The sequence below is a fragment of the Maribacter sp. R77961 genome (genome assembly GCF_044594925.1).
In the GTDB taxonomy this organism is placed as follows: Bacteria; Bacteroidota; Bacteroidia; order Flavobacteriales; family Flavobacteriaceae; genus Maribacter.
Genome location: NZ_CP138991.1, coordinates 100,401 through 114,229, shown reverse-complemented (window position 1 = coordinate 114,229; position 13,829 = coordinate 100,401). Strand labels below are relative to the sequence as shown.

General features: G+C 37.3%; 13 protein-coding genes. 1 reads left to right on the top strand and 12 read right to left on the bottom strand.

Going from position 1 to position 13,829, the window contains the following annotated elements; all coding sequences use genetic code 11:
• Positions 1-15: 15 nt before the first annotated feature.
• From SJY09_RS00470 to rsgA, 3 genes are all read right to left on the bottom strand, one after another.
• Positions 16-1,929, bottom strand: a complete 1,914-nt coding sequence (locus tag SJY09_RS00470; protein ID WP_396637017.1) for a DUF3857 domain-containing transglutaminase family protein — start codon at positions 1,927-1,929, stop codon at positions 16-18.
• A gap of 70 nt (positions 1,930-1,999) precedes the next feature.
• On the bottom strand, positions 2,000-2,452 hold the full coding sequence (gene dtd / locus SJY09_RS00465; RefSeq protein ID WP_396637016.1) for a D-aminoacyl-tRNA deacylase: 453 nt from the start codon (positions 2,450-2,452) through the stop codon (positions 2,000-2,002).
• On the bottom strand, positions 2,449-3,402 hold the full coding sequence (gene rsgA / locus SJY09_RS00460) for a ribosome small subunit-dependent GTPase A (protein ID WP_396637015.1): 954 nt from the start codon (positions 3,400-3,402) through the stop codon (positions 2,449-2,451). The genes dtd and rsgA overlap by 4 nt, the downstream gene beginning before the upstream one ends.
• Positions 3,403-3,516: 114 nt before the next feature.
• On the opposite strand from rsgA, the gene SJY09_RS00455 reads away from it, so the two are divergent.
• The gene (locus SJY09_RS00455) at positions 3,517-3,957 is read left to right on the top strand and encodes a hypothetical protein (protein WP_396637014.1); all 441 of its coding nucleotides are present in this window, start codon (positions 3,517-3,519) and stop codon (positions 3,955-3,957) included.
• A 183-nt stretch (positions 3,958-4,140) separates the two neighbouring features.
• Here SJY09_RS00455 and SJY09_RS00450 read toward each other — a convergent pair whose 3' ends face one another.
• The 9 genes from SJY09_RS00450 to SJY09_RS00410 form a co-directional block, all read right to left on the bottom strand.
• Positions 4,141-5,223, bottom strand: a complete 1,083-nt coding sequence (locus SJY09_RS00450) for a chorismate mutase (RefSeq protein WP_396637013.1) — start codon at positions 5,221-5,223, stop codon at positions 4,141-4,143.
• Complete coding sequence (locus tag SJY09_RS00445; protein WP_396637012.1) at positions 5,223-6,083, bottom strand: prephenate dehydrogenase; 861 nt, start codon at positions 6,081-6,083, stop codon at positions 5,223-5,225. Before SJY09_RS00445 ends, SJY09_RS00450 begins: the two co-directional genes overlap by 1 nt.
• Positions 6,084-6,154: 71 nt before the next feature.
• On the bottom strand, positions 6,155-7,303 hold the full coding sequence (locus SJY09_RS00440) for a pyridoxal phosphate-dependent aminotransferase (RefSeq protein WP_396637011.1): 1,149 nt from the start codon (positions 7,301-7,303) through the stop codon (positions 6,155-6,157).
• A complete protein-coding gene (locus SJY09_RS00435) occupies positions 7,300-8,148 on the bottom strand; it encodes a prephenate dehydratase (protein WP_396637010.1) in 849 nt (282 codons plus the stop codon). The genes SJY09_RS00440 and SJY09_RS00435 overlap by 4 nt, the downstream gene beginning before the upstream one ends.
• A 429-nt stretch (positions 8,149-8,577) precedes the next feature.
• On the bottom strand, positions 8,578-10,092 hold the full coding sequence (locus SJY09_RS00430; protein ID WP_396637009.1) for a M20/M25/M40 family metallo-hydrolase: 1,515 nt from the start codon (positions 10,090-10,092) through the stop codon (positions 8,578-8,580).
• A 72-nt stretch (positions 10,093-10,164) separates the two neighbouring features.
• Complete coding sequence (locus tag SJY09_RS00425) at positions 10,165-10,623, bottom strand: hypothetical protein (RefSeq protein WP_396637008.1); 459 nt, start codon at positions 10,621-10,623, stop codon at positions 10,165-10,167.
• 115 nt (positions 10,624-10,738) lie between these two features.
• On the bottom strand, positions 10,739-11,875 hold the full coding sequence (locus SJY09_RS00420) for a serine hydrolase domain-containing protein (RefSeq protein ID WP_396637007.1): 1,137 nt from the start codon (positions 11,873-11,875) through the stop codon (positions 10,739-10,741).
• On the bottom strand, positions 11,872-12,651 hold the full coding sequence (locus tag SJY09_RS00415) for a head GIN domain-containing protein (protein WP_396637006.1): 780 nt from the start codon (positions 12,649-12,651) through the stop codon (positions 11,872-11,874). The genes SJY09_RS00420 and SJY09_RS00415 overlap by 4 nt, the downstream gene beginning before the upstream one ends.
• A 42-nt stretch (positions 12,652-12,693) precedes the next feature.
• Positions 12,694-13,797, bottom strand: coding sequence for an acyloxyacyl hydrolase (locus SJY09_RS00410; RefSeq protein ID WP_396637005.1), 1,104 nt, complete (start codon positions 13,795-13,797; stop codon positions 12,694-12,696).
• Between the last annotated feature and the right edge of the window lie 32 nt (positions 13,798-13,829).

Below are 13,829 nucleotides of genomic sequence, written 5' to 3'. Positions count from 1 at the left end.
TGGTTGGTTATTGTATTATTTTGAAGTGTTCAGTAAAACAACTTTAGCGTTTTCTGCATTTGCAATTTCCTTTCTAAAACTTCTATATTCTTTATATTTTTCTTTTGAATACTTTCCTTCTTTAATTAGCATGCTTTTCTTGAATAAAAGTGTCTTTTTGGTTTCATTATACTCGTAAGTAGCTCGGTAATGGCCAAATTCATTTTCAATGATTTTGTCTGAAGGCATTGATTCAATACCATATTCTAACGGAAGGTTAATTTTAAACTCGGCTTCATCCAAATATCCTCGCTGTATCTCTAAAGGCATTTTCCTGTTCCTATACCTATCAGGAACATAGGTGTTTTTATCAAAAGCATTTACTACGAACAGCATACGTTCACCGCTTTTGGTTCCATAATCGGTAGCCGATATAGAAACTTCTTCTTTAAATTTCACCTTATCCATATCATTTAAAAATTGATTCTTTTCTAAGGTCAAATTATTTATGTTGCTCCAATAATCCTTATAATATTTTACGATATCTTCTTGTTTTTCATCCTCCAAATAAAAACGGTTATCATATTGAACTCCTTCCGTACCGATATTTATATTTGCGGAAATAGCTCCTTTTGTATCGATACTATATTCCGCATTGGTTTTTTGATAATTCTGTTCATTAGTATATGCGACAGTATTAATTATTTTACCACCATCAGGGGTAACCACTAAAGCCAACCTATCGTCCGTAAAGTCCCCCACAAAACCGAATGGGTTTACTTGAGATGTGCAATCTATCCAATAATATTTATTGTCATATGGTATCATTAGTATGGCATGATTACCTTGTAATGCCGGAAAATCAGCATCAAAATCCACTTTTCTTTTTCCTGCTTGAATTACTGTATAATAAGATTCCACACCAACAGCTTTCAATAATGCATATGTATAATTTGACAGCCCTTTACAATCTCCATATTTTACTTTATCAACATCTATGGCACTAATAGGTTTCCATCCACCAATCCCTATTTGAACACTTATATATCTGGTATTATCCTGAACATATTTATAAATGACTTTTGCCTTTTCTAAATCATCGTTTATACCATTGACTAAACTTTTAGCTTTATTCACTGTCTCTATTGGTAACTCAAATCCATTTTTCAACAATGAGTTGTTCATCCAAGTTCCCATCTCTTCCCAACTATTAACTTCTGCCTTTTCCCCTTTAAGGTGAAACTTTTTCAATCGTAAAGAAAGTCTTGGCATAACATCCCTAAAAGACGGTCCGAGCATCTCATATTTGAATGCGGGGATATTTTGAGCGGTATACATTAGCTTTCCAGGGTCATCCATTTTATAAACGCTAGTTTTATCAAGATTATATTCCTTGACCTCTGGTTTTAAATCCTCTGAAGCATAACGTATTTCGTAATGACTTTTCTCAACACTCACCAAGTAATCAGACAGAAAATACCATGGTGGAAAAAATGCAGTATCCGATGTTTCTATGCTAAAAGAAGTTGCGATGGTATAAGGGTAACCGGTAGGTGTATACTTATGATATAAAAGTCTATTGTCCGTATATAAAGAAAATCCATCCACAGCACTTAAATCCTGAAAATCTTTCTTTTTTATGCGCTCAATTTCGTTTCCGAATTTATCGTATATATGGATATTTACATTTTTTATTTTGGTCTCCTTATCAAATGGAATTCTGGTTTTACTATACCTGTCACCCTTATTATTTAAGACAGTAATTACCTGTTCGATACCATATTCCATTCTATCAATAGCTTCAACATTGATAATCATTTTATCCAAACGTACTACAGCATTGGCATTTTCTTTAAGTTTATCCGGTAAAGTATCAAAATGGTAATCGCTGTTTTGGGGATAGAAAAATAAACTACTTAAGATTAAAAAATAAAATAAATGTATGCGCATTGTTGATGTTAATGGAAATATACAACGTCAAAATACTACATTTTCTTACAAAAAAGATAACTTTTTTGTACTACTCTTTGTTTTGAGAATCTATTGTTATGGTCACTGGGCCATCATTTACTAAGCCCACTTTCATATCTGCACCAAATATACCTGTTCCTACCTTTTTGCCTAAGGCATCCTCTATTTGTGAGACAAAGGACTCATATAAAGGAATTGCAATATCAGGCTTGGCCGCTTTTATATAACTAGGTCTATTTCCTTTTTTAGTAGAGGCAAAGAGCGTAAACTGACTTACCACAATAACATCTCCTTCAACATCCAGTATGGATTTATTCATGACACCGGCTTCATCATTAAAAATGCGCAGATTGGCAATCTTATTAACAAGCCAGGTACTATCCTTGAAATCGTCATTCGCTGTTATTCCAAGTAATACAAGAAGCCCTTTTCCTATTGAGGATATGGTTTTCTCATCTACCGTTACACTAGCTTCTGAAACACGTTGTAAAACTATTCTCATTTCTTCTCGTCATGTATATCTACTCGGTAATTTTCATCCTCACCCTTAATCATTTGCAGGTAACTATTGTATCTACTCCATGCTACTTCCTCTTCCTCCAAAGCCTTTTTAACGGCACATTTGGGTTCATCCGTATGTATACAATTATTGAACTTACAGTGTTGTTTCAATTCAAAAAATTCTGGAAAGTAATCCCCTATCTCCTCTGCCTCCATATCTACGATTCCAAACCCCTTTATGCCCGGCGTGTCAATAATACGGGCGTCAAAAGTTAAGTCGTACATCTCCGCAAAAGTTGTGGTATGCTGCCCTTGCATATGTTGTTCCGATATTTTTTTGGTCTTTATATCTAGATTGGGTTCGATGGCGTTTACCAATGTGGACTTGCCTACTCCGGAATGACCGGAAAACATAGAGGTCTTTCCGCTCATCATCACTTTTACCTTATCGATATTCTTACCGGTTTTAGCAGAGATACCAATACAGTCGTAACCAATTTTACGGTATAAGGCCGCTAAATACTTTACCTCCCCCAGTTCGTCTTCATTGTAGCTATCCACCTTATTGAACAAGAGCGTAACAGGTATGTCATATGCCTGGGCAGTGACTAAAAAGCGATCTATAAAAACGGGATAAGTAGTTGGGTTATTCAATGTTACCAATAGAAAAACCTGGTCCAGGTTCGATGCTATAATATGGGTCTGTTTGGATAGGTTCACAGACTTTCGAATAATATAATTCTTACGGTCCGCTATTTTATGTATAATACCTACGGTATCATCCCCAATGGTCTCTACCTCAAAATGAACCTCGTCCCCTACAGCGATAGGATTGGTGCTTTTTATTCCCTTTATTCGAAACTTGCCCTTAATCCTGCATTCGTAAAAATCTCCATTCTCGGATTTTACGTAGTACCAACTTCCTGTAGATTTATATACCGTTCCCTTCATTTAGTTTGCTAGATTTCCAGCGCTAGAACAACAAAGAAACAATTTTATAATTTTATGCCCGTTGTGTTAAGCAATAGTTTTAATTCTTTTAATCATTTAAACCAATTCACCCTTATGAAAAAATTTGTTTTTATCACTTTTGTAGCGTTAGCATGTACTTTTGAAATGAATGCTCAAGAATACAAAGTCATTACAAGTGTAGAATCTATAGTGTCCAGTGGGCTAGGCCGTTCAAGGATTATTGACGGAAACGAGAAAAAAGATTATACCGAATTCACATCAACTCAAACAGAAGATGACAACACCCGAAACAAGTCAAAAAGAGGTGAAATCAGGGTAAAAGATTTTGACGAAACCAAATTATTGAACTTCTTTAATATAGCAGGAATCCGTTTTCAGAACATTGCAGCAAACGATGCGGTAATCACCTCAAAAATAAACGCCTTGGTTGCCGAAGGTTGGGACCTTGCTTTTGTAACGAGTGCCGTTGAAAGTGATAGCGGTAAAGGTGACGGTTCCGGGATTTTTATTACCCGTTACATCTTTAAGAGATAATACTACCAACAGTAGGCAGGGCATAGCAAAGCTATGTCTTTATGAAAAGTAAATTACCTTGGGGCAAGCCTACGAAGCATTTGAAAGAAAGCCAACATTTATTTCGATACAAGCCTCCGAGCATTATAAATCTCGATTATCGAGTAAAAAAAATCCCGACTTTTTAAGTCGGGGTTTTTTTATTTATGCTTTTAAAATTTTCTCCTGATGGTTAATGGATTCTTGATGAATTGCCTTGAACATTCTAAGAACAAACTCCTCGCTTAGTCCTTTAGATTCCCCCTCTAAAATCATCTTACCTAAAATCTCGTTCCATCGATTTGACTGCAGAACAGCAACGTTTCTTGACTTCTTTAAACCACCGATTCCGTCAGAAACCTTCATACGTTTACCTAATGTATCTATCAATTGATTATCAATAACATCTATTTGCGCCCTTAGATTACTCAACTGACTATTATAATCGGCCTCTGGGTCGGATTCTTTTCTAATTTTCAAATCATCCATAATCTGCACTAACCTCTCCGGGGTAACTTGCTGGGCAGCATCACTCCAAGCATTATCCGGGTCATGGTGCGTCTCTATCATCAATCCATCAAAATTTAAATCTAAGGCGGTCTGCGATACGTCAAAAATCATATCCCTTTTCCCTGTAATATGAGACGGATCGTTTATCAATGGTAAATCAGGGAACTTGTTTTGAAATTCTATCGCCAATTGCCACTCTGGAATATTCCTGTACTTGGACTTCTCATAGGTTGAAAAGCCTCTATGAATAGCTCCTAATTTTTTGATTCCTGCTGTGTGGAGACGTTCAATACCTCCTAACCAAAGGGCTAAATCAGGATTTACAGGATTTTTCACTAAAACAATTTTATCTGTTCCTTCCAAAGCATCTGCCAGTTCCTGCATTATAAAAGGGCTAACCGTTGAGCGTGCTCCGATCCATAACAAATCTACGTCATGTTCTAACGCAAGCTCTACGTGTGCTCTGTTCGCCACTTCAGTAGCTGTCTTTAAACCGGTTTCTTCTTTTACTTTCTGCAGCCACTTTAGACCCAAAGCTCCAACTCCCTCAAAATTACCCGGACGTGTTCTTGGCTTCCAGATTCCTGCACGGTAATAATTAACATCGGTATCTTTAAGACTATGCGCAATACGCAACACTTGTTCCTCGGTTTCTGCACTACACGGCCCTGCTATTACTAGTGGATGGTCTAAACCCATATCATCCAACCATGTTCTCATTTCTTTTGTATTCTCCATTACTTTTTGTTTAGTGGTATTCCCTTTAAAATTGATTTTATCTTATTTGTGTTATTCATTTCATTATAAACTCCTTCAAAATCGTCTGCTTCAATCATTTTTTTGAAGTGTTCTAAATTTTGAATGTACTCTGCCAATGTCTCTATAACATTGTCTTTATTTTGTTCAAAAATAGGTGTCCACATAGCTGGTGAACTTTTGGCCAAACGTACCGTACTTTCAAATCCACTACCCGCCATGTCAAAAATATCACGTTCATTTTTTTCCTTCTCAATAACCGTCTTTCCTAACATAAACGAACTAATGTGTGACAAATGGGAGACGTAAGCAATATGCTTGTCATGCGCTTTGGGATTCATGTAACGAATTCTCATTCCTAATAGTTGAAATATTCCCAAAGCCTTTTCCTGTAATTTAAACGCTGTCTTTTCTACTTCACAAATAATATTCGTTTTACCATCGTACAAACCATTTATAGCTGCAGATGGTCCAGAAAATTCAGTACCTGCAATAGGATGACAGGCCAAGAAATTCCTTCTTTTAGGATGATCTTCCAATGCATCGCAAATCAACTCCTTTGTAGAGCCGGCGTCGCATACCACACACCCCTCATTTACCTTATCCAAAATTTTAGGAAGCTCCTCTACCGCAACATCAACAGGAATACTCACCATTACAAAATCCGCTAGGTCTAAAGCATCATAACTAGATTTTACATCTATTAGATTTAATGCAAAAGCCTCCTCTAGATTGGCCTCACTGGCATCTATTCCATATATGGTTACCTCGGGCATTTTAGCCTTGATATCCTTTACGAAAGACCCTCCTATTAAACCGATTCCTATTACAAATACGTTCATATTTTTTTAGCTAATAGCTACTGGATTAGAGATTTTAAGCGAATTTCCGTTATCTCACTTCCGATATCTCACTACTCAAATCTATTAATCGCCTCTTTTATCTTTTCCTCCGCCACACAGAGCGAAAACCGAATATATCCTTCACCATTACTACCGAAAATTGTACCTGGAGTGATGAATACATCTTTCTCATAAAGTATATCATCTATAAATTTTTCCGCTGATACAACAGTCTTTGGCAACTTTGCCCAAACAAACATCCCTACGGCTTTAGTATCGTAAGTGCAGCCTAGTTTTTCCGCCAATTGCCAGATGAATTTTCTACGCTTTCTATAGACATCGTTTAAATCATAATACCAGTCATCCGTACTCTGTAACGCCTTTATTGCTCCTTTTTGAATCCCATAGAACATACCGGAATCCATATTACTCTTTACTTTTAAAATAGCATTGATATGGTCTGCACTGCCTAATACAAAACCTACACGCCAACCGGCCATATTAAAAGTTTTACTAAGCGAATTTAATTCCAGACACACTTCCTTTGCTCCTTTGGTTTCCAGTAGGCTAGTAGGCGTTTCATTGAGCACAAAACTATATGGATTATCGTTTATTAAAAGAATATTATTTCGTTTTGCAAAAGCAACCAGATTAGCAAATTGTTCTTTATTACCTTTAGCTCCTGTAGGCATATGTGGGTAGCTCACCCACATTAGCTTTACCTTAGTCAAATCCTCTTTTTCGAGAACCTCTAAATTAGGAAACCAGCTCGTTGTTTCCGTTAGATCATAATATTTTGGAACCGCACCGACCAATTTTGTAACAGAAGTGTAGGTAGGGTATCCAGGATTAGGAATCAAGACTTCATCACCTACATTCAAAAATGCCAGACTTATATGCATTATCCCTTCCTTAGAACCCATCAACGGAAGTATTTCCGTAGCGGGGTCGCTAATTACATTAAATTTATTTTCATAAAAAGAGGCTATGGCATTACGTAATTCCGGTAGGCCTTGGTAACTCTGGTACTGATGTGCTCCGCTATCCAACACTGCCTGCTGAATACTCTCAACCACAGCTGTTGAAGGTGCTAAATCCGGGCTTCCTATCCCCATATTAATAATGGGTTTGCCTTGTGTAATAAGCGAACGGACTTCCCTTAACTTTTTAGAAAAGTAATATTCCTTTACGGTCTGTAATCTATCTGCCGTCTGTATCATAACATGGCATTTTTATATTCTCCTAAAACTTTGAATTCCTCCGTCATAATATCCAATAATGATTTTGCCTTGCTAAAATCTTCGTACGCCGTAAAAGTTACATCTACGAAAAACGCATACTTCCAAGGAGTTTCGATTACGGGCAAGGACTGAATTTTAGTTAGGTTCAATTTACAATCGCTCATGACATTCAATACGGTTGCTAAACTACCTCGCTTATGGTCCGTTATAAAACGTAAGGATGCTTTATTGATACCCGTTTTGGACAACTCTTTATCCGCTGATTCATCAGATGGATTTTTAGTCTTAACAATAATAAATCTTGTAGAATTGTTGGAAATAGTCTGTATTTCGGAAGCAATAATGTCCAAACCATACAATTCTGCCGCAGCTTTGGGAGCAATGGCCGCAATACGTTTTAACTGATATTTTTGTATACGTTCCGCTGTTTCTGCTGTATCAACCGCCTCTACCAATTTAATTTTTGGATATGATTTTAAAAATTCCTTACACTGTAGCAATGCCATTGGGTGTGAATGAACTTCTTCAACGTTCTCCAAACCCTGTCCCTTATAAACGATTAGATTATGATGTATACTAAGATAGTATTCTCCAATAATGGCTAAGTCATTTTTAAAAACCAAAGCGTAGTTCGGTATAATAGAGCCTGCAATAGAATTTTCTATGGCCATTACGGCCTTATCAGCAGTTTTATTCAACAACTGGTCTACTAGGCTATCAAAAGAAAGACATTCCACCAAGTCGATATCCTCTCCAAAATAATCTAAGGCCACCTGATGGTGATTAGAACCCTTTACTCCCTGTATGGCTATTTTTAAACTCATTAACTACTATCTAAATCTTATGCACTAACCCATTGATTGTCCTTTGGGTAAATTCAACCTAAATTCCGTAAAACATATTTGAGTTGAATTCAAAAAAAAAGCCCCGTTTTTCACGAGACTTCAATTGTTTATATTTAAAATATCCTACAACAGTCTCGTTCCTCTCTTAAAAAAGAAGTAAAAGGTAAAACCGTTCCAGAAATATTGTTTTGTCATTTTTCTTATAAAACTTTGGCTAATGTACTAATTAAATTTAAAAATCGGGGTTCGATTGTTTTTTTTTATGATTTCATAGGCTTCTGGAGGTTTTACCAACAATTACAAACGCAAATGATCATCTTATTGCGAAAACCTTAAAACCGCAAAGCTAAGCCTAAACCGTTCTTATTAACAGCTGGAACAAGACGAAAAGTGGTTTTATAATTGAAATCATAACTTTTCCATAAGAATGGCAATCATGGTTTTTACGCCCTCCCTATAATTTCCTATTCTTAAATTTTCATTAGGACTATGTTGGTTATTATCCCTATTTACTGTCGGCACTGTAACCGCAGGAATACCTAAAGTAGTTACAAAAGGAGCTATTGGAATAGAACCCCCACTCATTCGAATGCGTATTGGATCTTCACCAAAAGCATTTTTCAACGCACTAGTTAACCATATGCCCACTTCTGAATCAAAATCCGTCCTAAAGGATTGATACGATATCTCTGAAGTGAAGGTGGCTATCTTATGATGTGCTAATCGTTCTTCTGATGTAGGAACTGTATCCGTAACATAATATCCTTGGGAAGCTATATGCCTTTTGACCAATTGTATTAAACGTTCTGGATTGGACTCTAGCACCAACCTTACATCGAGCTCCGCCCTGGCCCATCCCGGTATAATGGTACGTACTTTTTCATCTATCCAGCCCGACTGCATTCCTCTAATATTTAACGATGGATATTGAATGGCCTCTTGATAGTATGCGCCAACTTTATCCGAAGCTACAATCTGAAGTCTTTTCTTTATTTCATCTTCATTGTCAGGGACATTCTTTAAAACCGTTTCCGTCTTAGGGTCAATTGCTATACCATCATAAAATCCGGGTATTATGACCCGTCCGTCATCATCCTTCATTGAAGCCAATAGTTTGGACAATCGTAATGCAGGATTAGGGGCGTAATTACCGAAATGACCACTATGTTGCGGAACAATTGGGCCATAAGTAGTTAGCGTAATAGTCGCTATGCCTCTAGCTCCAAAAGTTAAGGTAGGTTTATTGCTAATGTGACGCGGACCATCAAAAATGATTAACATATCCGCTTTTAATAATTCGGCGTTCATAGTCACAGCTTCGGGTAGTCTAGGGGAACCCATCTCTTCCTCAAAATCCATGATAACCTTTATATTGTAGTTTGGAACTATCTTCTTGGAAGCTGCTGCATCAAGAGCGGTTAAGAACATGGCTACAGGGCCCTTAGCATCACTGGCAGAACGCGCAAAGATGCGCCAATCGTCTTCTATTGGATTCTCGGCATCCCAGTCAACTTCTTCCCATTCATCGTTACTTTTCTTTCTTTTCAGAACAGGTTTATACGGGTTTTCTTGAAACCAACGTGTACTATCCACTGGCTGACCATCGAGCTGCAGATAAATTAATACTGTTTTTTCTGCTTTTGGGTGTTTTCGTTCAGCCAATAGAAGCGGTGCCTGTGAGGTACTTATTCGCCGTGTTAAAAAACCTCTTTCTCCAAATTCCTTTTCACACCACCCTACGTTATTTTCGATATCTTCTGGGTAAAAAGCATCATTTGGTATGCCCAAAAGCTCTTTTAGTAAAGGAATACTAGCGTCTGCGTAGGCATTGGACAATTCGTCCAATAATACGCCCTGCTGGGAAAAACCATTAAATGGAATGAATGAAAGGAATACAAACAAAAAAGGGATATGTCTTGTCATAATGAGGAGTTTACTATAAGCTCCCTAAAAATAAGACATATCCCATTGCCTACTTAAGTAGGAATGATAATATTAAAATTTTAATGCCAGACCGATCCCTTGTTGTGATGGCACTAATCTATACGTTGTTTTACCAAGACTATCATTAAATTCCAAGATAGCATTCTTCTTGTTTTTATTCGCTAAACAATAAAAGATGGAACCAACTACTGCTGTCCCTGCAAAACCAACTATTGGGGCCGTTGTGCTCTTGTCTGCATTATCATTTACTAAATACCATATTCCAAAGCCCAAATTGGCCGTGGCGGCAGCAAAAGTAGCTCCATACTGCTTTTTAGATTTGGACCAATAAACTTCGGAAGCAGGATTAGAATCCATAGCCATTCCAAACTCTTTCCAAGAAATTTTTTCTTTATCCTTATAAAATTCATCGCCCCACATTCCCTGAAAAACGGTTATTTCTTGTCCTACCATACTAGCAGAACAAAACGAGATTAAAACCAATACTAAAAGTGACTTGCCTATTTTCATATTATTATTTTTGTTTAAAATTAAAATATTTTCATTAAACAAAAATAAAATTAGAGATAGTTTAGTAAATTTTTAGGATTTCAGGAAAAACAATAAATACAAAGCACTCTCACTACTATGCCGGACCATTGTCCTTTGAAACAAGTATTTCTATGACCTCATCTAACTCTTCTTGCACTTTAGGGTCCGTACAATTAACAAGTATCGAAAATACCATTTGCTCCTCTGGATACACATAAAAATTGGCGTAGCCGCCCACACCATTTCCAACGTGCCCATAATAGGGCCTACCATTTTTATCTTGACTTACCTGCCAACCCAATCCATAGTACGTTGGTTTATTGGTAATGGTTACCGAAGTAATAAATTGGGATAAAATTTCATTAGCCATAACCCTACCGTCTAAATAGGCTTGACCTAGTTTTGCAATATCGTCCGATGTGGACAAATACCCCCCACCTGCCAATTTATAAAAATTATTTACTGCAATGGCTTGGCGAAATCCAAACCGATTTTTAGAATAAAAAGAAGTAATCTTTGCCTGGTCTGCTACAGGACAACCCTTACGCTTAGCTTCATCATTTTTCTTAGGGTTTTGACTCGGTTTACGTTCAGGAACATAAGTATTCGTCATTCCTAATGGATTTAGAACCTTTTCTTGCACATAATTCTCAAAAGGAATTTCACTGACCTCCTGCATTGCAAGCGAAATTAATACCCAATTAAAACTATTATACAGAAAGGCCGTCCCAGGTTGAAACTTAAGGGCATCATTCTCAAAAATCGCAAGACTTTCTTTGATCGTGTAGGGCTTATTCAATCCATATTCCATGCCTTGGTAGGCGCGCAAACCAGCAGTATGACCAGCTAATTGTCGAATTGTAAAATCCCATTCTTTTTTAGGAAAGTAAGGAACGTAATGGTAAAAAGATTGGTCTAAATCAATGCGCCCTTCCTTAACCATATGTGCAAGAGCGGTCGCAGCAATAGGCTTTGAAACACTTGCTATTCTAAAAATAGTCTCCTTAGGGTCTATAGTCACCCCCTTTTCCAAATTGGCATAACCGTAGCCTTTTTGTAAAATAGTCTCACCTTCCTTTAGTACCGTAATAGCTAAACCGGGAACCCTTTTATCATCAATTAAATGCTTCAGTATGGCATCTACCGTTACGAGACTATTTAACTCGCTATCCTTATCCCATATAGGTTTCTTTGAAAACAGATGCTTTACATATTCGAGGAAAGGATTCATTCTCTAAATACTAATCGTCCGTTGAAAATCTCTTCTACCTCAACCGTTGCCGGCCTACTAAAACTAATCACATCGCCAGTGCCACGTATGATTCCCCTAATCGCCAATTGCGGATTCACCAACATATCATTGGTACCTCGATGATTAATGGTCACATTTTCACTAACCAAATTTTCAGCTTCGATTCGGGAATCTCCGGCGGCAATGTTAAGATTCAAATTTTCTGTCGCCCCACTTAACTTAAAATAGGCAATTCCGTTCACTACAATACTAACCCTTATGGCGTTCAAATTTAAATCGAAAGAACCATCGGTGGTTTCGGTTTCAGGATTTATAAAGCTTTCCGACAACAGATTTAAATTTGGATAATCCAAAGTACCGTCACTACTGATCAATTGACCAGTGCTGCTTCGTATCTCCATAATATCTGGGGAAGTAACATAAACCGTAGTTAGCCCGTATTCCCTAAAAAAGTTGCATCCATTCTCGTTTCGCAATATGAGTCTATCTCCTTCCACAATTGCACTAACTTCTTCTAACAGAAACTCTCCAGATTCTATTTCAACCTTTTGTTCCTCTCCTTGTTTCAAGACCAGGGCCACTTTTTCAAAAACCGTTATTTTATCAAAATCTGGAAGTGCTATTTCTACACGTACTAAATCTCCTGAATTTTGTAAACAATCTGGAGCATTTTCAGAATTGCAGGAAAAGAAGAGCGTTAGCGCACTAAACACTAACACACCACCCTTCGACATAAAGTTTAGTGATTTTTCCAAAATGGTTTTCCCGTTTAACATCTAAAATTCTTATCGCTTTCCTTAAAATCTAATCCCCACACCAAACTCCACAGCCTCCGCTGCAGCTCCGTGAGATTTTAACGTTACGGCACCGAAAATTTTATCTCCAAAGTACCGCTTTAACCCTACTCTATTATACACCTTTCCTTCAAAATCGAAAGGGTAATACACGTAATATCCTAACTGGGTTACTATGCTCATCCTATTAATGAACAATTCATGACCTACAAATAATCCGACGCGTTTATAATCGTCATCCAGATTCACCTCCATCTCCGGAAAAGAGGTAGCCTGAAACCGAATTAACTCCTTCAAAAAATTAGAGAAAAAAATATCTGCCCCAAATTGAACCGCACTTTTTCTACCGAGCCTTTTATCGGCATAACCAGATACGATAAAAAAACCGTATTGCCCAGAACCAATGACATCACTTTCATTAATTCCTCCACGAAGGATAAGGTTATATTTTAATGGTTCAGTAACTTTTTCTCGGTTCTCATTTTCTAAGTAAGGTAACTCCGCTCCTCCATCCAAATCGTACGTTAGCCCTGCATTTAATGCAAAAGTGTTCGTGGAAGTATTCGGTGCTCTGAAATTAGCATTGGAATAATGAATTACAGCGACTCCCGCCTTGAAACCAAGGCCTTTGAATATACTTTCTTTATTGTAATTCAGCATTAAATAGGTAGAACTTAAAAAGTCCGAACCATAGGCGTTATTCCTAAAGTTCGTTTCCCTATCGTATGGGTTTGTAGTGTATGCCACTCCCTGCCCTACTCTAAATTGCACATTACGTTTTAAGAAATAGAAGTTATAATGCGCATAAACACCAAAATTCTTTCCCAAGGTCTCATTATTCATATCCTGATATATGAACGATGTACCGTAATCCGGATAATTGTATAATTCTTCCCACTCCTTGGAGCCGTAGGTTTTTCTATTGTAACTTAAAATTATGCCGCCGGGATGGTTGTTAATGAGATGGGAAATATCCGGGTTATGCAACAATATGGAACCATAGAACTGGCTCACATCTATGGTATATTTTTTCACCTCGGCGTCAGTTTCCTGAGAAAAACAAAAAACAACGGTAAAAAATAGGCAGACAAAGAGCTTAGACCTCATGGGGTGTAAAAGTAAAAAAAAGTAAGCAGTAG

What these genes read in the sequence shown, in the direction of transcription:
- SJY09_RS00470 (WP_396637017.1), bottom strand. Translation starts at nt 1,929, where the DNA reads ATGCGCATACATTTATTTTATTTTTTAATCTTAAGTAGTTTATTTTTC.
- dtd (WP_396637016.1), bottom strand. Translation starts at nt 2,452, where the DNA reads ATGAGAATAGTTTTACAACGTGTTTCAGAAGCTAGTGTAACGGTAGAT.
- rsgA (WP_396637015.1), bottom strand. Translation starts at nt 3,402, where the DNA reads ATGAAGGGAACGGTATATAAATCTACAGGAAGTTGGTACTACGTAAAA.
- SJY09_RS00455 (WP_396637014.1), top strand. Translation starts at nt 3,517, where the DNA reads ATGAAAAAATTTGTTTTTATCACTTTTGTAGCGTTAGCATGTACTTTT.
- SJY09_RS00450 (WP_396637013.1), bottom strand. Translation starts at nt 5,223, where the DNA reads ATGGAGAATACAAAAGAAATGAGAACATGGTTGGATGATATGGGTTTA.
- SJY09_RS00445 (WP_396637012.1), bottom strand. Translation starts at nt 6,083, where the DNA reads ATGAACGTATTTGTAATAGGAATCGGTTTAATAGGAGGGTCTTTCGTA.
- SJY09_RS00440 (WP_396637011.1), bottom strand. Translation starts at nt 7,303, where the DNA reads ATGATACAGACGGCAGATAGATTACAGACCGTAAAGGAATATTACTTT.
- SJY09_RS00435 (WP_396637010.1), bottom strand. Translation starts at nt 8,148, where the DNA reads ATGAGTTTAAAAATAGCCATACAGGGAGTAAAGGGTTCTAATCACCAT.
- SJY09_RS00430 (WP_396637009.1), bottom strand. Translation starts at nt 10,092, where the DNA reads ATGACAAGACATATCCCTTTTTTGTTTGTATTCCTTTCATTCATTCCA.
- SJY09_RS00425 (WP_396637008.1), bottom strand. Translation starts at nt 10,623, where the DNA reads ATGAAAATAGGCAAGTCACTTTTAGTATTGGTTTTAATCTCGTTTTGT.
- SJY09_RS00420 (WP_396637007.1), bottom strand. Translation starts at nt 11,875, where the DNA reads ATGAATCCTTTCCTCGAATATGTAAAGCATCTGTTTTCAAAGAAACCT.
- SJY09_RS00410 (WP_396637005.1), bottom strand. Translation starts at nt 13,797, where the DNA reads ATGAGGTCTAAGCTCTTTGTCTGCCTATTTTTTACCGTTGTTTTTTGT.